Source organism: Marivivens sp. JLT3646, from assembly GCF_001908835.1.
Lineage (GTDB): Bacteria > Pseudomonadota > Alphaproteobacteria > Rhodobacterales > Rhodobacteraceae > Marivivens > Marivivens geojensis.
Genome location: NZ_CP018572.1, coordinates 2,748,879 through 2,768,276 on the forward strand (window position 1 = coordinate 2,748,879; position 19,398 = coordinate 2,768,276).

The window sequence follows — 19,398 nt, forward strand, 5'->3', positions numbered from 1 at the left end:
GATAACTCCGGACTCTGACCATGTATCCTTTACGCGCAATGCCCATGACAAATACTTTCGCAACCGCCCTGCTCATCGACGACCACCCGCTTTTTTGCGACGCGTTGTCCATGACCCTGCGGACCGTTGCTGCCATTCAGCAGATTGATACGGCAGAGAATCTCGAAACTGGCCTTCGGAAAATAGCGAACGGCGCTACGCCTGACGTCATTGTCTTGGACTTAAATTTGCCAGACGTGAGCGGCCTTGACGGCCTGATCCGCCTGCGCACAGCCGTGCCGATCACCCCGATTGTCGTGGTGTCGTCCATGGCGGACCACCGAATGATTGGATCCTGCATTCGTGCGGGTGCTACTGGATTTGTCCCCAAACATAGCCAGCGCGATGTGTTCCGCATGGCATTCGACAAAATCGCACGTGGCGAACGCTATGTCCCTGAAGGGGTTCCGCTCGACACAGACCCGAACACACCGCTGACCGACCACGAAGAAGCCATCGCCCGCTTGTCTCGCCTGACACGCCAACAGGCCCGAATTCTTCAGCTGATCTGCGAAGGGAAACTTAACAAACAGATCGCTTATGATCTGACAATTGCCGAAACTACGGTAAAAGCACACGTTACGGCGATCATGCGCAAACTGGGTGTCCAAAGCCGCACACAAGCGGTTTTGATGGCACAGGAGGCCAGCTTTGCATCTGTCTTGCACGACATGTCCTGACAGGCATACGATCCCATCGACTCGCCACCCGCGTGGGTCGATTAGCCAAGGAGGGGGGCTATGGGAGGAAGCGGGAGGTCGTTGCTAGACGCAGCGACTCATCTGACAGGAATAGTGAAGTCGGCACAGGTACCTTGTGACGCTAAGGATCCTATTGCAGCACTCAGTGACGCATTGGGCGATGGTCCTTTTGCGCTTGTCATTCTGTTTGCGAGTCCGTGTTCGGACTTTAAATCTGTCGTTGCTGAAGCAGCCCAAACTTTACCAACAGAGCATGTCCTCGGATGTACCACCGCGGGTGAACTCGGTCGGGGTGGTTATGACGAAAAGACAATTGTGGCGATGGGGCTTCCCGCATCCCATTTTGCTGCTGCACCGATGCTGATCCCCGACCTTGAGGACCTCGATCAACAGGAAATCGTCGGACAAATGATCCGCACGCGGACCGTCCTCACCTCGCAGGCACCAGAATGGCAGCATGAATTCGCGTTCCTCGCCGTTGATGGCCTGTCGGTCAAAGAGGACGAAGTTGTTTCGGCGATTTCAAGCGGCCTCGGTCCCGTTCCGCTGTTTGGAGGATCGGCAGGCGACGGCGATCGATTTGGTGCCACGCTCGTCTCACTGGATGGGCAGGTCCATGCCCACGCGGCTGTTTTATGTTTCGTCCGCACGATTTGCCCTGTCCATGTATTTAGTCTCGACCACCTGAGACCAACCGAAATTCGCATGGTCGTGACAGAGGCCGACCCGAAACGACGGATCGTCCGTAAAATCAACGCAGAACCCGCTGCACGCGAATATGCGCGGCTGCTCGGCAAAGACCCTGAACAACTGTCAGCCTTTACCTTTGCAGCACACCCCGTGGTCGTGCGCTTTGGCGGCACGCACCATGTTCGCGCCATTCAACGTGTCTTGGACAATGGAGACTTGGTCTTCTTCTCAGCCATCGACGAAGGGCTGGTACTCGCACTTGCCGAACCCGAAGACATGGCGACCCACTTGGAACGGGAGCTCAAAGCTATCGGGAAGGGACGCAAACCTGATGCGATCTTTGCCTGCGATTGCATCTTGCGACGGGTAGAAGCACAGGAAAAACAAGCGACGACGGCTTTGTCCCAGATCATGGCGAACAATCGCGTCGTAGGTTTTTCCACTTACGGCGAACAGATCAACAGTATGCACGTGAACCAAACGATGACAGGGGTGGCGATTTTCGCGCCTGATGGTGAATGACACCCAATTCACTCACTCTGATCGACCTATCTGAACCTATTGAACGGCAGCGAGATAAGCTGCTGAAAATCTGTGATGCGCTGATGCAGCGTGTCGAACAGAACCACGACGACCGCAGCGCGGCATATACCCAGTTCCAGCGTGCGGTCCTTTTGGAAGAGCAAGTCCGAGAACGTACTCGTGACCTCGAACACGCGCTCGACCTTTTGAACGAATCCAACGCGCGTCTCGCAACGGCGAACCTTGAAACCGAACGCGCCCGTTCTGACCTCGCCAACGCGATTGAAACGATCCAAGAAGGCTTTGGCCTGTTTGACTCGGACGGGACGCTGATCATGTGCAACAGCCGTTTCGGCATGCACATGCCCGATATTCGCAGTCAGTTGCGCCCTGGGCTTAGCTTCAACGACTACGTCGGAATGGTGAGCCGTAGCCGATACCTCCACCTGCCCGACGGTTCATCCGCCGAAGCATGGGTGGCTCAACGTATGCAACGCCACGGCGAAGAACATGTGATGTTCAACGTCCGCATGATTTGGGATCGTTGGGTGCAAGTCAGCGAACATCGCATGGCTGGCGGGCAGACCGTGGTCATGCAGACCGACATTTCCGACATCATTAGGATGGAACGGATGGAGCGCGGTCGCCTGATGGATGATCAGGCAAAACTAATCCGCGCAACGCTCGAACACATCAATCAAGGCGTCGGCATTTTTGACCACAATCAGCGACTCGTCGGATTTAACCAACGGCTTGCGCACCTCATGTCCATCCCCCTGACCCAAATTCGGATCGGGCTGGATTTCGAGATCATTCTCAGACTTATCGAAAACGATATTACGATCGAAGGAGAAGTGACGGGTGGTGGTTTGATGCGTTGGGTTACACGGACCGACCCGCGCCCACCACTCAGGTTCGAATTTAAACGCGGCGAAACCCGATGGTTTGACCTCTTTGCGGAAGAGATGCCTGACAAGGGCTTCGTGATTTCGATCACAGATATCACCGCTGAAAAAGATGCGGCACGCGCGCTATCGCTCGCCAATGAATCGCTCGAACAACGCGTGACGGAACGCACGCTCGAACTTGAAGATGCGCTCGCTGTTGCGGAACGGGCAATTGCATCAAGGTCACGCTTTGTGGCGGCGGCGTCTCACGACCTTTTGCAACCCCTATCCGCCGCAACGCTCTATTTGTCGTCAATCGGCGAAGAACTCACTGATCCGCGCCACAGTGAAGTCGTGAGCAAAGCACAAAACGCCCTAACCTCTGTCCAAGACATCATCGAAGCCCTCTTGGACATTTCCAAACTAGAATCGGGACGTGCTGCGGTCGATATTCACCAGATCGATCTGGGCGCACTACTTCGCCAGCTGAGAGATGAGTTCGAACCAATTGCTGCGAAAAAGGGGCTACGATTAAAGGTCCTGCCTTCTGATCTAAGGGTTAAATCGGATGCGACCTACATCCGACGCATCCTGCAAAACCTGATTTCCAACGCAGTTCGCTACACCAACGAAGGCACAGTTCTTGTGGGCACCCGCAGGACAAGGCGTTCGGTGCGGGTCGAGGTGTGGGATACGGGGCCAGGCATTCCGGCCTCCGAACACGAAACGATTTTCAAAGAATTCCACCGCCTCAACGCGCGATCCTCAGCCTCCGAGGGCCTCGGCCTTGGCCTCGCCATCGTGGACCGCGCCTGTGCATTGTTGCGACATCCGCTGACGGTCGAGTCTACCGAAGGCAAAGGCACTGCCTTTAAGGTCACTGTCCCGCTTGCTGACGATACGACGCATATTCCGCCGTCGCGGCTGTCGGTGCCTGCTCAAACGACATGGCGGCACGACGGGCTTGTCGTTCTGCTCGTAGAGAACGATCTGGACATGCGCCGCGCCCTTACGCTGCTGCTGGAAAAATGGAACGTCGAGGTTCTCGACGTCTCATCGGGCGAAGAAGCCGCCCGATTGATAACAGAAATCGACCTCGCGCCCGACGCGATGCTCATCGACTTCCAGCTGGATAATGGCGAACTAGGGACCGAAGTGATCAAGCGGTTGCGCAGCCTTATAGGACGCGTTCCAACACGCCTCATCACGGCAAATCGAAACATCGACGTACACGCCCTAAGCGCAAATATCGGCGTCGAGGTTTTGAACAAACCAATCGACCCGATCTCGCTACACCTGTTTCTCGAAACGGCTGGGTCGAGGAATTAAGCGTCGTATCCGCGATCAATTTCACAGAATTTCACGACTGCCGTTTCCGAACCTGATGCTTTGTGTTGGCGATGCAAAACATCATAGACGCGATGACGTTTGCTCTGACGATCAATGGCCAAGTAGGCCCGTACACGCGGTGTTTCCAAACGGGTTTTGGGATGATCGGTGATATGTCGTTGCATGGCATTCTCCTCCTATCGGGATCAAGCCATACCATATTTTAGCGCGAAATGCGATCCATGGCCCATTTGGCGGCGTCCGAAACGGTCGCATCTGGGTCTGAACACAATGGCGTAACGGACGGAATATAGGCAGCATTCTCCGTATTTCCGATCGCATATAATACGTTACGCACAAATCGGTTTCGTCCGATACGTTTGATTGGACTGCCCGAAAACTTTGCCCGAAACTCAGCGTCGTCCAGCAAAACTAACTCTGCCAAATCAGGCGCGATCAAGTCTTCACGGGCGGCATATTTGACCTCACGCGCCTCTACCGCAAATTTGTTCCACGGGCAGGCCGCAAGACAATCATCGCAACCGTAAATCCGATTGCCGAGCTTTTCTCTGAGGTCGAGGTCAACAGGCCCACTGTGTTCGATGGTCAGGTAAGAAATGCAACGCCGCGCATCTAGCTGATATGGCGCGGGAAACGCCTCAGTTGGACAGGACCTAAGACAAGCAGTGCATGATCCACAGTGGCTTTGCTCTGCAGCATCAGGCTCAAATTCAATCGTCGTGAAAATCGCACCGAGGAAGAACCAGCTCCCCAACTCGCGGCCCAAGAGGTTCGTGTGTTTGCCTTGCCACCCCAGTCCCGCCGCCTGACCGAGCGGCTTTTCCATCACGGGTGCCGTGTCGACAAAAACTTTGATCTGTTCGCCAGGGCAAAGCGACAGCAACCAGCGACCGACGGCCTTTAGGCGCTTTTTGACAACGTCATGGTAGTCTCGGTTCTGGGCATAAACGCTGATCGCGGCTTTGTCGGCCTGCCCAACAACCGCCATCGGGTCATGGCTCGGGGTATAGGCTTCGGCCAGCATGATGACCGACTTGGCCTCGGGCCATAGCGCCGTTGGATTGCCACGCCAATTCATGCGTTCGGCCATCCACGCCATTTGGCCATGACGCCCTTCGTCCACAAAGACATGTAGACGATCCGCAATTTCCGGAACCGCATCAGGCCGACACACACCCATCGCCGAAAATCCGGCATCAATGGCGTAGGCCTTTAGCTGGTCCTTAGAAATCAAGGTTTGCATACTGCGGGGACTGCGGGAAACCAGGGATGTTGTCCGCAAGGATCGAACGGAAGGCTGGACGCGATTTGATCTTTGCGTACCAGTCTTTCACCACCTCAGAACGGTTCCAATCCACGTCAGAAACATAATCAAGGCAGGACAGGTGCGACGCAGCCGCAAAATCGGCCAAGGACAATTCATTCCCGGCCAACCAGCGGCGTTTCTCCAGCAACCACGTCATGTAGTCCAAATGATACTTGATCGCTTTAGCGCCCGCTTTGACGTTTGAACTATCGGGATAACCCGTGCCCATCAGTTTGCGAAACACACGTTCGCCCATCAGCTTGGATGTGACTTCGTGATAGAACTTGTCATCAAACCACGACACGATACGGCGCACTTCATATTTGCCATCCGCGGTGCGCGGCATGAGCGCTGGTTCGGGAAATGTATCTTCTAGGTATTCGCAAATCGCCATGCTCTCGGTCAACATTTTATTGCCCATCTTCAAAACGGGCACCTTGCCTGCGGGGTTGCGGCGACGGAATTCGGGATCTTGCTCCCAATACCGTTCTTCAACCAGTTTAACCTCTACCTTCTTTTCACCAAGGCAGAGGCGCACTTTGCGAGAAAATGGGGACAGGGGAAAATGATACAGTACGTTCATCACTAGCTCCGAAAGGTATTGTTCTCTCCATGCCAGCCTCCCGCGAAAGGATCAAGGGAGGACCCCGAAGGAGTCAGCGAACTAGCCGGAAGTCGCCGTGAAGCAGGCCGCTCGCCCATCGTTCAGAATTGTTGCGGCACCATCTGCGATGCTTGATGCGCGGTTGATCAACGCCCGATCTGGACGTGATGCACTACGGGTCTTTGGTGACGGCAGGACCGCTGCCAAACGTGCGGCCTGTATCGCGGTCAATTGGGACGCATCGACACCAAAATAATGCTGAGCTGCGGAACCTACGCCGAAAACGCCTTCGTCGAATTCAGCAATGTTCAGATAGACTTCAAGGATGCGTTTTTTGGACCAAACCAGTTCGACCACAGGCGTCATAAGGGCCTCTAGGAGTTTGCGAAACCAACTCCGATCCTGCCAGAGATAGACGTTTTTAACGACCTGCTGTGAGATGGTGGAGCCCCCTCGAGTGCCACCCTGCGCCATTGCGAGCTGAATAGCAGATACATCCAACCCCCAATGCAAACAGAAATCCGCATCTTCTGCGGCGACAACGCTACGGGCCATCACTGGCGCGATATCTTCGATCCCGACCCATTGGTGATCAACCGATCCCAGCCGCCAGCTTTCAGATTGCATATAGGGCGTAATCGGAGGGTTCACGACCGAGAACAGCACAATAACAAAGAGGCCAAAACCTAGTACAGCCCACAGCGCCCTGAACGCCCAGCGCCTGAAGCCTGAGCGTAAACGAGCCGCAAGTGATTGCGACTGGACGGACGATTTGCGACGCGTGGCTTTGGACATAGCCACAGGTATAGTTGGATGTCACCGAACTGCAAAGTCAGCTTTGCAGAGGGTTTTTCCACCACAACATCAATTGCCTGCAATGCAGGGATGGAGGCCGTATTTGTAATTTGCAGGTGGGACTGTCGCACGTTGCCCTCTCAATACTCATCATTCGAAACAATTGTGAATATGGGGGCGGAATTGGTCGATAATTTGAAACAACCTAAGGATATTTTGATCAACCCAAGGTAATTTCAGGGCAAAAAAATGGCGCGACCATCAGATCGCGCCATTCTGGGGAACTTAGGCGGCTTTGACGTCGAGTTTGACCAAAGTCTGGTTCAACAAGATGTACGCAATCTCACCAAAGGTCACAGGACCAGTGAAACCACCAGTCTTTTTGCCTTCGAGGTCGCCGTAGAGGTAGTTCAGGATGCAGTTGCAAGAATACTGACCGACACCTGCTTCACCGATGCTGTTCGCGAAAGCAGCCGCATAGTCAGGCTGCGGTGCTGCGAGCTTGTATTCCATACCAGCAACGATCGGCGCATAAAAATCGACGCGGCCATCTGCAACATCAACGGTTTGAACCGACACGTTGACCATCGAACCAGCATAGTTCGCAACGAGCGGCAGACGTGTATCTATTGCATTGTCTGTCAGATACTGCGCGAGGTTCACCTCAACGCCGTTCACTTTTGCAGTCCGCGCGGTGAAGCCGGTTTCTGAAAAGACGACCGACATCTCTTCGCCTTGGGTGAAGATGTTCACGATGTCGAAATCAACTGACGACCCTGCAGGCAGTTCAACATGCAACAGCACGGCAGCGTTCTCTAGCTTCGCACCTGTGCTGCCATCTACGACGACAGAGGCTTCGCTTCCAAGTTTGTCGAGATGCACGCCTGTCACCCAACCTACCAGCGGCTGGTCAAAGAGGTCTGCGTCATTGACACTATCAAGAGCAAAGCGAATGTGCGCATGGGTCATTGCGGGAACGAGGATGACCGTGAATCCTCCCGCATTGTAGCCCTTCGAGATGGTCGCAACTTCATCAGGAGACACAACGCGAACTGTCGCATCAGTCGCATCATCAATGGTGGTGCAGAACAGTTTATCCTGAACGACAGCACCGCCATTCTCGGTAACAAAGTATGCGGTCGAGCCACCAATCCACTTACCAGTCGGCAATTGGGCCATCAGATTGCTGCCACCAGCTACGACCAAAACATCTCCCGATTGGATACGTTCTGCGGCTTCGGCAACACTCAAGAGTTCGTTTTTCATAATTTTAACCTTTGTTACCTTAGATGTTTGCCAAATCAGCCGCCAATTGCGGTTTGGTATCAGTGGTTTGCTGAAGTTCAGACACAACGGCATCAATTGACGCCGGGTTGTTTTGAACTTCGAGGCGCATCCGCGTTAGCATGATGCGAGTTCCCAGCGACGCCTTTGAAAGGTCACTGTTGCTGGTTAGCAGAGCTTTTAGCTTTGCCGATGGAATAGTGGACATGCCGACCTTCTCCCGATTTAAAAACAAAAAAGGGGATCATCGTGAGTGCTCAGAACCCCTTTGGGTCCTCAACGGCAGTTGTCGAGCTCGTTTTATTTATTACAAAAATTAAATCTGTTGATAAAAAACGCCGGCAGTTTCCTGCCGGCGTTTTCTGCATGTTTATTTTAACTGACTTACTCAGCCGGCATCGCCGCGACTTCGTTTGTCAGTGGCGCCTTGAGGTGAACCAGCATCTCTTTCGGGCACACCTGAACGAAGTTCGCCTTCTCCGCCTCCCAATGCTGAAGGATTTCAGCAGCTTTACGGCTGCCAGTTTCCTTCGCATGGCGCTCAACCAGATCTTTCAGTTGAGCTTCCCAGTGATCAACAGTGACTGGGCAAGTGACCAAGGTTTCCATGTTCATTAGAGGCTCATTAGCGCCTTCAGGATCATAAAGGTAAGCCATACCACCCGTCATACCAGCGCCGAAGTTCGGGCCAATCGAGCCGAGGATAACCGCAACACCGCCAGTCATGTATTCACAACCGTTGGAACCACAGCCCTCGACAACCACCTTCGCACCAGAGTTACGGACAGCGAAACGCTCGCCCGCGCGACCGGCGGCAAAGAGGTAGCCGTCAGTCGCACCATACAAAACGGTGTTACCGATGATCGTGTTTTCAGAGGCAACCAGTGGCGAGTTCATCGGCGGGCGTACAACAATCGTCGCACCCGACAGACCCTTACCGACATAGTCGTTCGCGTCGCCAGAGACTTCGATCTTCAGACCGGGTGCGCCAAACGCGCCGAGGGACTGACCTGCAGAACCTTTGAGTTTCACCGTCAGGTGATCAGGCTGCAGCGAGTTGCGCATACCGAAGTTCTTAACGATGTGGCTCGATGTGCGAGTACCGATGGTCCGCAGGGTGTTTTGAACAGCGTATTCCAGCTGCATCTTCTCACCATCGCGTAGGAAGCGCTCAGCGTCCTTAACGATTTCAGCGTCCAGCGTGTCTGGAACAACGTTACGCGGCTTGTTCAGATCGTATTTGATCTTATCTGCACCATCGACCGTGATCAGCAACGGGTTAAGGTCAAGATCGTCGAGGTGAGCAGAACCACGCGATACCTGAGTCAGCAGGTCTGCACGGCCCATTACCTCGTTCAAGCTACGTGCACCGATCGACGCGAGGATTTCGCGAACTTCGGTTGCGTAGAAGGTGATCAGGTTCACGACCTTCTCAGCTGTGCCAGTGAATTTGGCGCGCAGTTCTGGATTCTGGGTGCAAACCCCTACAGGGCAGGTGTTCGACTGGCACTGACGTACCATGATACAGCCCATCGCGATCAGAGCAGCCGTACCGATACCGAATTCTTCGGCACCCATCATCGCTGCCATGACGATGTCACGACCAGTCCGCAGACCACCATCAGTCCGCAGGGTGACGCGATCACGCAGGTTGTTCATCGCGAGCACTTGGTGCGCTTCGGTCAGACCCATTTCCCACGGCAGACCCGCGTATTTGATCGAGGTTGCAGGCGAAGCACCCGTGCCACCGTTGTGACCCGAGATAAGGATGGTGTCGGCTTTCGCCTTCGCAACACCAGCCGCAATCGTACCAACGCCCGACGACGCAACCAGTTTGACCGTAACCTTAACAGTCGGGTTGATCTGTTTCAGGTCATAGATCAGCTGAGCTAGGTCTTCGATCGAGTAGATGTCGTGGTGCGGCGGCGGCGAAATCAGCGTCACGCCTTTGGTCGAGTGACGCAGACGTGCGATCAGGTCGGTCACTTTCATGCCCGGCAGCTGACCACCTTCACCCGGTTTTGCACCCTGAGCAACCTTGATCTCGAGCTCTTCACAGTGGTTCAGGTATTCGGCTGTTACACCGAAACGACCCGAAGCAACCTGTTTAATCTTTGCCGACGGGTTGTCACCGTTCGGTTCCGGAACGAAGTGCGCTGGATCCTCACCACCCTCACCAGAGTCGGATTTCGCACCAATGCGGTTCATCGCAACGTTCAGCAGCTTGTGTGCCTCAGGCGACAACGCACCAAGAGACATACCAGGCGTTACAAAGCGCTTACGGATCGACGTGATCGATTCAACTTCTTCGATCGGAACTGGCTTGCCCATCGGCTTGATGGCCAACAGATCGCGCAGGTGGATCGGCGGGTTCGACTGCATAACCGTCGAATACTGTTTCCACAGTTCGTAGGACGCGCGGTCACATGCCGACTGCAGCAAGTGCATAGTCGACGCTTCCCAAGCGTGCTTTTCGCCTGAACGACGCGATTTGTAGATGCCACCAATCGGCAGCACATTCGCGCCCGATTTCCAGCCTTTCGCGTGCACTTCTTCCAGCTTGTGCTGGATACCGTGCAGACCAATGCCCGAAATGCGACTGTGCATACCTGGGAAATATTCCGCAACCATCGCACGCGACAGGCCAACAGCTTCAAAGTTCAAACCACCGCGATAGGAGGCGAGAACCGAGATACCCATCTTCGACATGATCTTCAGCAGACCAGCATCGACAGCAGCGCGGTAGTTTTCAACTGCGTCTGTCAACGAAAGATCAATCAGTCCACGTTCGATACGATCAGCAAGCGAGTCCTGTGCCAGATATGCGTTCACTGTGGTCGCACCACAGCCGATCAGAACCGCAAAGTAATGCGGGTCGATGCATTCAGCCGAACGCACATTGATTGATGTGAACGTCCGCAGACCTTTGCGGGTCAGCCAGGAGTGAACCGCCGACGTCGCAAGGATCATCGGCATCGGAACTTTGCTTTCGTTCTGGTGTTCGTCGGTCAGAACGATGTGACCAGCGCCCGAACGCACCGCATCTTCTGCCTCGGAACGAACGCGAGCCAAACCCTGACGCAGAGCTTCCTGATCCGAACCAGCTTCGAACGTACAATCAATGAACGCAACGCTATCTCCGAATTGTTCGACCATTTTGTCGAACTCAGCGTTGCCAACAAACGGGCTTTCCAGAACCAGAATTTCGGTCTGCGAGCTGTCTTCGTCGAGAACGTTCTTCAAGTTGCCGAACCGCGTTTTCAGCGACATCACGCGTGTTTCACGCAGCGAGTCGATCGGCGGGTTGGTGACCTGAGAGAAGTTCTGACGGAAGAAGTGCGACAGCGGACGGTACTGTTTCGACAGAACCGCAGAGGGTGTATCGTCACCCATCGATGCGATGAGTTCTTTGCCGTCCTCAGCCATCGTAGCCAAAACCTGCTCGAGCTCTTCGAGCGAATAGCCTGCAGCGACCTGACGTTTACGCAGAGCGTCGCCAGAGAACAGGGTCTTTTCTTCGACGTTGCCCATCAAATCGGTCAGGTCGACAACTTTCTCGATCCAGTCACCGAACGGCTGCGCAGACGCGAGTTTATTTTTCATCTCGAGGTCGTGGTAGAGCTTGCCCTCTTTCATATCGACGGCAATCAACTGACCCGGACCGAGCGCGCCTTTTTCAACAACGGTCGCTTCATCAGTAGGGACCATGCCAACTTCAGAACCAGCGATCAGCTGACCGTCGCCGGTGACAACGTAGCGCAGCGGACGTAGGCCGTTACGGTCGAGACCACCGCAAACCCAACGACCATCAGTCATTGCGAGAGCAGCCGGACCATCCCAAGGCTCCATCACAGCGTTGCAGTAAGAGTACATATCCTGCCACGCCTGCGGCATGTCTTCGCCCTGCTTGGACCATGCTTCAGGAACAAGCATTGTTTTCGCCATCGGTGCGTTACGTCCAGCGCGAACGAGAACTTCAAACACAGTATCAAGGGCACCAGAGTCGGAGGTGCCGGCAGGGATAATCGGTTTGATGTCTTCAGCCATGTCACCAAAGGTCGAAGATGCCATGCGAATCTCGTGGCTCTTCATCCAGTTGATGTTGCCTTTGATGGTGTTGATCTCACCGTTGTGCGCAAGCATGCGGAACGGCTGAGCCAAGCGCCACTCAGGGAAGGTGTTGGTTGAATAACGCTGGTGATAAATCGCAAAGGCCGATTCAAAACGTGCATCCATCAGGTCCGGATAGAATTCTGCAACCTGCTCTGCCAGCATCATGCCTTTGTAAATGATCGAACGGCAGGACAGCGAACAGAAATACAGCGACGGGATCTGAGCTGCCAGAGCAGCTTTCTCGATCCGACGACGAATGATGTAGAGTTCGCGCTCGAACTGCTCTTCGTCGATGTCCTTATCACAACGGATCAGGATCTGCTCGATCTCTGGGCGGGTCGCGTTCGCTTTCTCACCAAGGCAATCTGTTTTCACAGGAACGTGGCGCCATCCGTAGATGTAGTGACCCATGCGAAGCACTTCGGACTCAACGATTGTGCGGCAACGCTCTTGAGCACCGAAATCGGTACGCGGCAGGAACACCTGACCAACTGCGATCAGTTTGTTCATGTCTGGCTCGTGGCCAGTGCGACGAATTTGGTCGTAGAAGAAGGTCACAGGAATCTGAACGTGGATACCCGCGCCATCACCCGTTTTGCCGTCTGCGTCGACAGCGCCACGGTGCCAAATCGCCTTGAGCGCGTTGATCCCGTTATCGACCACTTTGCGGGACGGCTTACCATCAAGCGCAACAACAAGCCCAACACCGCAGGACGAATGTTCGTCGTCAGTACGGTAGAGGCTGTTCTTCGACATCCACTCGCGCTTTGCCTCTTCGGCTGCGACCCAGTTTTCATCATAGATGGTCATGAGGCATCTCCTTGGAATTCAGGACATTGTCGGGCGCAACCGTCGCGCAACCGCAGTCATGATTAGTAATCAGGTTCATGAACGCACCGCCTTGGAAAGCGTAGCGCCACAGTCATAGATCGGGGTCATGGACAGAAACCCGCCCTCACCCGGAAAGATAAAGTCGACAGGGCGATGATCTTGGGTGATCTTTTCGCCGCTGGCAGTCGTGAATGTGCGCACACCAGATAGAAAAGTGCGCCATTCGGGATGGACGTATTCGTTGCCTTGCACGGTTTCGATGTCACCGTTGGAACGTTCGATCTGCACTACGAAGCTGGTCACCAGAACGTCAACACCATCGATGGTCTCGGTTTCGCCGGTTAGCTGGTCTTCACCAATGTACTGGGTCGCCCCGCTTACATCGCCGTTCGTGAAAAACTCGAACGTATCGCCGCCTGTTGCCAACAACTCGGTTAATGACGCAGGGTCGAGAGCCCCAGCCATCAGCCGTGTTGTTTCGCCACGGGCGGGTGAAAAACTCTCGATCCATTGGGCCTCGGCGTCAATAATACCGAGGTAGGTCATGCCTTCTTGATTGAAATCGACACGCCGCTGGTAGCCCTCGGGATCGTTTGAGCAGTGAAAGATGTGAGACACAGTGCAGCTGCGTTTCTGCATGCTGACGTAGGCTTCACAGCCTTCGGGCAAAGCAACCTGCTGCGCACCCACGGCAGAGCCAGCGGCGCAAACCGCTGTCAAAACCAAAGTGAGGGAGCGCAAACCGATCATCGTAAGCCTTATTCCGCTGCTACCGTTGCCGATTGGCTCAGGTAGGACAGGATAGACTGAGCGCAGTCGCGACCGTCGCGGATTGCCCAGACAACGAGCGATGCACCGCGAACGATGTCACCTGCTGCATAAACGCCGTCAAGGCTTGTTTGGCCTGTGCCAAAGTCCGCCTTCACAGTGCCCCAACGGGTCACGTCCAGACCATCAACGCCCCATAGCTTCGGCAGGTCTTCGGGTTCAAAGCCCAGCGCTTTGATCACGAGGTCTGCAGGCTCGACATAGTCAGCGCCTTCGATCACTTCAGGCATTTGGCGGCCAGACGCATCTGGAGCACCCAGACGCATTTTCTGGACTTCAACGCCAGTGACGGAAGTATCGCCTTCAAAACCTTTAGGCGCAGCGAGCCAGACGAATTCGACGCCTTCCTCTTCTGCGTTTTGAGTTTCGCGCTGCGAACCCGGCATGTTTGCACGGTCACGACGATAGAGACACTTCACCGAGGTCGCACCCTGACGGATCGCAGTCCGAACGCAGTCCATCGCGGTGTCACCACCGCCGATCACAACGACGTTTTTGCCTTCTGCGTTCAATTCGCCCGAATCGTATTCAGGAACATCGTCGCCAAAATTCTTGCGGTTCGACGCTGTGAGGTAATCGATCGCACGAACGATACCTGACGCCTCAGAACCCGGAGCAACCAAATCGCGGGTCTTGTAAACGCCGGTCGAAATCAGGATCGCATCATGCTTTCCACGGATCGCATCAAAGGTCAGATCTTCGCCGACATTGCAGTTCATGACGAACTCAACGCCAGCGTCTTCCAACTGCGCGATGCGACGCATCACGACGTCTTTTTCCAGCTTGAAGCCCGGAATACCGTAGGTGAGCAGACCGCCAGCGCGGTCGTAACGATCATAAACGGTGACTTGAACGCCATGGCGACGAAGCACATCAGCAGCAGCGAGGCCAGCAGGACCAGCGCCGATGATGCCAACGGATTCGCTACGCTCTGCGGCAGGAACGATTGGTTTCACCCAACCCTGCTCCCACGCGGTGTCAGTGATGTACTTCTCAACCGAACCAATGGTGACAGTGCCGTGACCCGATTGTTCGATGACACAGTTGCCTTCGCACAGGCGGTCTTGCGGGCAGATGCGACCACAGATTTCTGGGAAGGTGTTTGTCGCTTGGCTGATCTCATATGCTTCTAGCAAACGGCCAGAGGCAGTCATGCGGAGCCAATCAGGGATGTTGTTGTGCAGCGGGCAATGCGCCTGACAATAGGGCACACCACACTGGCTACAACGGCTCGCCTGCTCCTCTGCTTTGGCAGCAGCGAACTCGGAATAAATTTCGTTGAAGTCCTCACGACGAACTTCCGCGCCACGCTTTTCGGGCATGTCACGGCCAACCGTCACGAACTTTAGCATCTTTTCAGTAGCCACAGGCATCCCTCCGCAGTCTTCTCGGAGTTGCTGATTAATTCGTCTCAAAAGAAAAGAAAAGTCAAAAGTACTGACCTATTTTTCAATAATTAACCTTCCAGCACCCTCAAAGTCGGACAATTGATCAAAATTTAGGTAACTTATGCTGACCTTTTAAAGTTACCCGAAATGGATCATGACAATCCTCGTAGGCATCAAAATCGCTCAAGGTCGGAATTCATGAGTCTCTACTACCTGCTTTTAGTTGCTGTAATTCAAGGACTTACAGAATTTCTGCCCGTATCATCCTCGGGTCACCTCGTTCTACTTCCACATCTTGTCGGAACCCAAGACCAAGGCCCCGCGATTGATGTCGCCGTTCATGTCGGCACTTTGGGCGCTGTCATACTTTTCTTCTGGCAGGATGTGAAAAGTGCGATTTTGGGCGTCCCCCGCATGCTCACAGGACGAATCGATACCGATGGTTCGAAATTAGCGTTCCTTTTGATGATCGCCACGATCCCCGTCGTCATCATAGGGCTGATACTCAAAGTGACAGGACTTGCTGATCAAATGCGGTCCATCAGTGTGATTGGCTGGTCGATGCTGCTGTTTGGCGTCGTGCTCTACTATTACGACCAGATCGGCTCCGAAGAAAAAACCATTCAGGACTGGACCTTGGGCGAAGCGATCAAGCTCGGTCTTTGGCAAGCCGTGGCACTGATACCAGGCACCTCGCGTTCTGGCATCACGATCACTGGGGCTCGCAAGATGGGCTACAACCGCAAAGACGGTGCCCGCATTTCCATGTTGATGTCCATTCCAACCATCATCGCATCAGGTGTTCTGCTTGGCGCGGATGTGATTGGTCAGGCGGATTGGGAACTGCTGAAGCTGGCAGGGATTGGCGCCGTATTTGCCTTTGCCGCCGCGATGCTCGCTCTGTCTTTGATGATGAAGCTTCTGAACACGATCAGCTTTACGCCCTACGTCATATATCGCGTCATCCTTGGTGTGATCCTTATCGCTGTCGCCTATACGTAAAAAGGCGCACCGATGGTGCGCCCCTTTAAAATGCTTAGAAACCTGAAATGCTTAGCTGTGTTTCAGGTTTTTTGCTGAATCCTTGATCGCGTCATACTGACCCGACGGACGGAAGCGCCACAGGTAGTCGGGCAAAACTGCTTCCATGTTTGTCGGAACAATACCAAACGCCTCAAAGCCCTGAGCGCCTTCGCTCACAACGTTGTCGACGCGAAGGTTTTTCACCTGATCACTGGTGATCGGTGCCTTTACGATGCCGAGCGATAGCGCTTGACCGATACCACCAAAGGTCGCAATCAATTTTGCGATTCCAAATGGGATGTTCAGAACCAAACGGCGACGATGAACGATCGTCAGCATCGTTTCCATCAGCTCGCGGAATGTCGCGACAGCAGGACCACCCAGTTCATAGGTGCCCGATGCCACATCACCGACGACAGATTTGACTGCAGCCTGAGCCACATCATCCACCCATACCGGCTGGAACTTTGTATCAGCGCCAACGACTGGAAGGATCGGACCAAAACGGGTCATGCCTGCGAAGCGGTTAAAGAACTCATCCTCGGAACCGAAAATGATCGATGGGCGCAGGATGATTGCCGAAGGGAATTCTGCCAGAACCGCCGCTTCACCAGCCGCTTTGGTCTGTGCGTATTCGCTGTCCGCATCCGCATCAGCGCCGATCGCAGAAATCTGAACCAACCGTGCAACGCCTTTTTCGGCAGCCAGACGTGCAACGCGAGCCGCGCCTTCTGCTTGAATCGATTGGAATGTGTTGCGACCCGACTCAGCCAAGATACCGACACAGTTCACAACGGCATCTGCACCATCCATGACCGCAGCAACGCTCGCATCATCGCGAATATTGCAAAAAACTGGCTCGACCTGACCGACAGCGCCATAAGGTTTAACGAACAGCGCCTCATTGGGATCGCGAGTTGCGACGCGAACGCGCCACCCCTGCTGAGCCATACGACGAGCAATATAACGACCGACGAAACCCGATCCGCCGTAGATTGTGACAAGCTTGGACATGGAGCGCCTCTTTCGAAAACTTGGCTTGGTTTACCCCTCGGGCCCTTGGCAGACAAGGCGCAATCGGGGTTTTGCATTTTCTTCATGAAATAGCATTGACAGTGCCACGCCCCACTCGTAGAAGCCCGCCACCATCTGTGCCCAGATGGCGGAATTGGTAGACGCGCTGGCTTCAGGTGCCAGTGACCGCAAGGTCGTGGAGGTTCGAGTCCTCTTCTGGGCACCATAAAATCTTCCTCATATGTTTTATGGAATTAAATACGCCTCATACGGCGTGTATCAGTCGTTTTCGCCCTCACCTGCGTTCCATCCCGAGGTTGCGCGATAACGTCAGCAGGTCTAGACCCATTCCAAAGCCTAAGGCCAAAGACTCTGGAACGAAATTTATGGCGAACTTCCTGTATCAGAATGACCTTCCCGACGGACTAGACCTCGGAGACACCGTCGCAATTGATTGTGAAACGATGGGTCTGAACCCGCATCGTGATCGTCTTTGTCTTATTCAGATGTCGGGTGGCGATGGAAACTGCCACATCGTTCAGGTCGCTTTTGGTCAGACCGAAGCGCCAAATCTGTGCAAAATGCTGACCGATCCAAACGTCCTGAAACTGTTCCATTTCGGTCGATTTGATATTGCAGCAATGTACAAAACCTTTGGTGCGCTCGCCGCTCCGGTCTACTGCACAAAAATCGCGTCAAAACTGATACGCACGTTTACAGACCGCCATGGTCTCAAAAATCTTCTGCAAGAACTCCTAAGCGTCGACATTTCAAAGCAGCAACAACAGAGCGACTGGGGCGCGGAAACGCTTACCAACGCGCAATTGGACTATGCCGCGTCGGACGTGCTGTATCTTCATCGTTTGAAAACTGAACTGGACAAAAAGCTTGCCCGCGAAGGTCGCACAGAGATTGCCCAGTCATGTTTTGATTTCCTACCAACACGCGCACAGCTCGATATCGCCGGCTGGCCCGATATGGACATTTTTTCGCACTGACATGGATAGAGAAAAGCTCATCAATACCGCCCGCCGCGTGATCGAAGACGAATCGCGCGCACTGACTGTTCTGGCCGAGACGATTGGTGACAATCTCGCCCAAGCCGCCGAACTGATCCTGAACGCACCGGGTCGCGTGATCGTATCGGGCATGGGCAAGTCAGGTCACATCGGGAAAAAGATCACTGCAACATTGGCTTCCACAGGAACGCCCGCGCATTTCGTGCACCCTGCCGAAGCCTCGCATGGCGATCTGGGCATGATCACCAAAGGCGATGTTGTGCTGATTCTATCGAACTCTGGCGAAACGCCTGAACTGGCCGACCTCATCGCTCACACGCGTCGCTTTGGGATTACCATGATCGGTATCGCGTCCCGCAGGGAGAGTTCTCTTATGCAGCAGGCCGACGTGCAGTTGCTGCTCCCGCAATTGGGCGAAGCCTGCGGTCATGGCGTAGTTCCAACCATATCCACCACCATGACACTGGCACTTGGGGATGCACTGGCCGTTGCACTGATGGAGCATCGTGAATTCGGCGCTGAACATTTCCGCCAATTCCACCCAGGTGGCAAGCTAGGCGCGCGCCTCTCGAAAGTGCGCGATTTGATGCACAAAGACGATACGATCCCGCTCATCGCGGAAAGCGCGGCGATGGGCGATGCTTTGCTCACCATCAGCCAAAAAGGGTTCGGCGTCGTTGGCGTTCTCAACTCGGAGGGTTATCTCTGTGGCATCGTAACCGACGGCGACTTGCGCCGTCATATGGACGGACTACTGGATCATACCGCTGGTGAAGTGATGACCAAATCGCCTCGTACCATCGGTCCCGATGCCCTCGCTGAAGAAGCTGTTGCCGTGATGAACGAAAAGAAGATTACCTGTCTATTCGTCGAAGACCCTGTCCAGTCGGGTCGGGTCGTAGGCATCCTCCACATCCATGACTGTCTGCGTGCAGGTGTGGTGTAACAGTTGCAAAACGACGCCTACAGCCAGTTCGTCTCTTGGGCAAAGGTGGTTCTTCCCC

16 protein-coding genes and 1 tRNA gene are annotated in these 19,398 nt (G+C 54.4%); 7 read left to right on the top strand and 10 right to left on the bottom strand.

Annotation, left to right across the window (positions count from 1 at the left end; genetic code table 11):
* Positions 1-44: 44 nt before the first annotated feature.
* Genes BSK21_RS13775 through BSK21_RS13785 form a run of 3 tightly spaced genes read left to right on the top strand, consistent with a single transcriptional unit; the run spans position 45 to position 4,168 of the window.
* A complete protein-coding gene (locus BSK21_RS13775) occupies positions 45-719 on the top strand; it encodes a response regulator transcription factor (protein WP_067552813.1) in 675 nt (224 codons plus the stop codon).
* 60 nt (positions 720-779) lie between these two features.
* Entirely contained in the window at positions 780-1,952 is a 1,173-nt protein-coding gene (locus BSK21_RS13780; protein ID WP_067552621.1) for an FIST N-terminal domain-containing protein, read from the top strand.
* Positions 1,949-4,168 carry a PAS-domain containing protein gene (locus tag BSK21_RS13785; protein WP_067552618.1) on the top strand — a complete coding sequence of 740 codons (2,220 nt, stop codon included), beginning with the start codon at positions 1,949-1,951 and terminating at the stop codon, positions 4,166-4,168. The genes BSK21_RS13780 and BSK21_RS13785 overlap by 4 nt, the downstream gene beginning before the upstream one ends.
* Here BSK21_RS13785 and BSK21_RS13790 read toward each other — a convergent pair.
* The 9 genes from BSK21_RS13790 to BSK21_RS13825 all read right to left on the bottom strand — a co-directional run bounded on the left by BSK21_RS13790 (position 4,165) and on the right by BSK21_RS13825 (position 15,317).
* A complete protein-coding gene (locus BSK21_RS13790; protein WP_067552615.1) occupies positions 4,165-4,353 on the bottom strand; it encodes a hypothetical protein in 189 nt (62 codons plus the stop codon). The genes BSK21_RS13785 and BSK21_RS13790 overlap by 4 nt on opposite strands.
* A gap of 38 nt (positions 4,354-4,391) precedes the next feature.
* On the bottom strand, positions 4,392-5,432 hold the full coding sequence (queG, locus tag BSK21_RS13795; RefSeq protein ID WP_067552612.1) for a tRNA epoxyqueuosine(34) reductase QueG: 1,041 nt from the start codon (positions 5,430-5,432) through the stop codon (positions 4,392-4,394).
* The gene (locus BSK21_RS13800) at positions 5,413-6,078 is read right to left on the bottom strand and encodes a glutathione S-transferase family protein (RefSeq protein WP_067552609.1); all 666 of its coding nucleotides are present in this window, start codon (positions 6,076-6,078) and stop codon (positions 5,413-5,415) included. The genes queG and BSK21_RS13800 overlap by 20 nt, the downstream gene beginning before the upstream one ends.
* An 81-nt stretch (positions 6,079-6,159) precedes the next feature.
* Complete coding sequence (mtgA, locus tag BSK21_RS13805; protein WP_067552606.1) at positions 6,160-6,894, bottom strand: monofunctional biosynthetic peptidoglycan transglycosylase; 735 nt, start codon at positions 6,892-6,894, stop codon at positions 6,160-6,162.
* A gap of 285 nt (positions 6,895-7,179) precedes the next feature.
* Positions 7,180-8,160: a hypothetical protein gene (locus tag BSK21_RS13810; RefSeq protein WP_067552603.1), complete on the bottom strand. Its 981-nt coding sequence runs from the start codon at positions 8,158-8,160 to the stop codon at positions 7,180-7,182.
* A 19-nt stretch (positions 8,161-8,179) separates the two neighbouring features.
* Positions 8,180-8,386 carry a hypothetical protein gene (locus BSK21_RS15975; RefSeq protein ID WP_067552600.1) on the bottom strand — a complete coding sequence of 69 codons (207 nt, stop codon included), beginning with the start codon at positions 8,384-8,386 and terminating at the stop codon, positions 8,180-8,182.
* Between the two features lie 176 nt (positions 8,387-8,562).
* Positions 8,563-13,101 (bottom strand): glutamate synthase large subunit, encoded by a 4,539-nt coding sequence (gltB, locus tag BSK21_RS13815; RefSeq protein WP_074039046.1) that lies wholly within the window; start codon positions 13,099-13,101, stop codon positions 8,563-8,565.
* 75 nt (positions 13,102-13,176) lie between these two features.
* Positions 13,177-13,872, bottom strand: a complete 696-nt coding sequence (locus BSK21_RS13820) for a hypothetical protein (RefSeq protein ID WP_082959479.1) — start codon at positions 13,870-13,872, stop codon at positions 13,177-13,179.
* An 8-nt stretch (positions 13,873-13,880) separates the two neighbouring features.
* Positions 13,881-15,317 (bottom strand): NAD(P)-dependent oxidoreductase, encoded by a 1,437-nt coding sequence (locus BSK21_RS13825; RefSeq protein WP_067552807.1) that lies wholly within the window; start codon positions 15,315-15,317, stop codon positions 13,881-13,883.
* 219 nt (positions 15,318-15,536) lie between these two features.
* On the opposite strand from BSK21_RS13825, the gene BSK21_RS13830 reads away from it, so the two are divergent.
* A complete protein-coding gene (locus BSK21_RS13830) occupies positions 15,537-16,340 on the top strand; it encodes an undecaprenyl-diphosphate phosphatase (RefSeq protein WP_067552597.1) in 804 nt (267 codons plus the stop codon).
* Positions 16,341-16,391: 51 nt separating this feature from the next.
* On the opposite strand, the gene BSK21_RS13835 is transcribed toward BSK21_RS13830, so the two are convergent.
* On the bottom strand, positions 16,392-17,375 hold the full coding sequence (locus BSK21_RS13835; RefSeq protein WP_067552594.1) for a complex I NDUFA9 subunit family protein: 984 nt from the start codon (positions 17,373-17,375) through the stop codon (positions 16,392-16,394).
* Positions 17,376-17,514: 139 nt separating this feature from the next.
* Here BSK21_RS13835 and BSK21_RS13840 point away from each other — a divergent pair.
* From BSK21_RS13840 to BSK21_RS13850, 3 genes are all read left to right on the top strand, one after another.
* Positions 17,515-17,601: transfer RNA gene (locus BSK21_RS13840), tRNA-Leu, on the top strand.
* 160 nt (positions 17,602-17,761) lie between these two features.
* On the top strand, positions 17,762-18,373 hold the full coding sequence (locus BSK21_RS13845) for a ribonuclease D (protein ID WP_067552592.1): 612 nt from the start codon (positions 17,762-17,764) through the stop codon (positions 18,371-18,373).
* Between the two features lies 1 nt (position 18,374).
* Positions 18,375-19,340, top strand: a complete 966-nt coding sequence (locus tag BSK21_RS13850) for an SIS domain-containing protein (RefSeq protein ID WP_067552589.1) — start codon at positions 18,375-18,377, stop codon at positions 19,338-19,340.
* The last annotated feature ends 58 nt before the right edge of the window (positions 19,341-19,398 follow it).

Coding starts and splice junctions, on each gene's coding strand:
- BSK21_RS13830 (WP_067552597.1), top strand. CDS start 15,537: ATGAGTCTCTACTACCTGCTTTTAGTTGCTGTAATTCAAGGACTTACA.
- BSK21_RS13810 (WP_067552603.1), bottom strand. CDS start 8,160: ATGAAAAACGAACTCTTGAGTGTTGCCGAAGCCGCAGAACGTATCCAA.
- BSK21_RS13790 (WP_067552615.1), bottom strand. CDS start 4,353: ATGCAACGACATATCACCGATCATCCCAAAACCCGTTTGGAAACACCG.
- gltB (WP_074039046.1), bottom strand. CDS start 13,101: ATGACCATCTATGATGAAAACTGGGTCGCAGCCGAAGAGGCAAAGCGC.
- BSK21_RS13775 (WP_067552813.1), top strand. CDS start 45: ATGACAAATACTTTCGCAACCGCCCTGCTCATCGACGACCACCCGCTT.
- BSK21_RS15975 (WP_067552600.1), bottom strand. CDS start 8,386: ATGTCCACTATTCCATCGGCAAAGCTAAAAGCTCTGCTAACCAGCAAC.
- BSK21_RS13835 (WP_067552594.1), bottom strand. CDS start 17,375: ATGTCCAAGCTTGTCACAATCTACGGCGGATCGGGTTTCGTCGGTCGT.
- BSK21_RS13820 (WP_082959479.1), bottom strand. CDS start 13,872: ATGATCGGTTTGCGCTCCCTCACTTTGGTTTTGACAGCGGTTTGCGCC.
- mtgA (WP_067552606.1), bottom strand. CDS start 6,894: ATGTCCAAAGCCACGCGTCGCAAATCGTCCGTCCAGTCGCAATCACTT.
- BSK21_RS13850 (WP_067552589.1), top strand. CDS start 18,375: ATGGATAGAGAAAAGCTCATCAATACCGCCCGCCGCGTGATCGAAGAC.
- queG (WP_067552612.1), bottom strand. CDS start 5,432: ATGCAAACCTTGATTTCTAAGGACCAGCTAAAGGCCTACGCCATTGAT.
- BSK21_RS13780 (WP_067552621.1), top strand. CDS start 780: ATGGGAGGAAGCGGGAGGTCGTTGCTAGACGCAGCGACTCATCTGACA.
- BSK21_RS13800 (WP_067552609.1), bottom strand. CDS start 6,078: ATGAACGTACTGTATCATTTTCCCCTGTCCCCATTTTCTCGCAAAGTG.
- BSK21_RS13845 (WP_067552592.1), top strand. CDS start 17,762: ATGGCGAACTTCCTGTATCAGAATGACCTTCCCGACGGACTAGACCTC.
- BSK21_RS13785 (WP_067552618.1), top strand. CDS start 1,949: ATGACACCCAATTCACTCACTCTGATCGACCTATCTGAACCTATTGAA.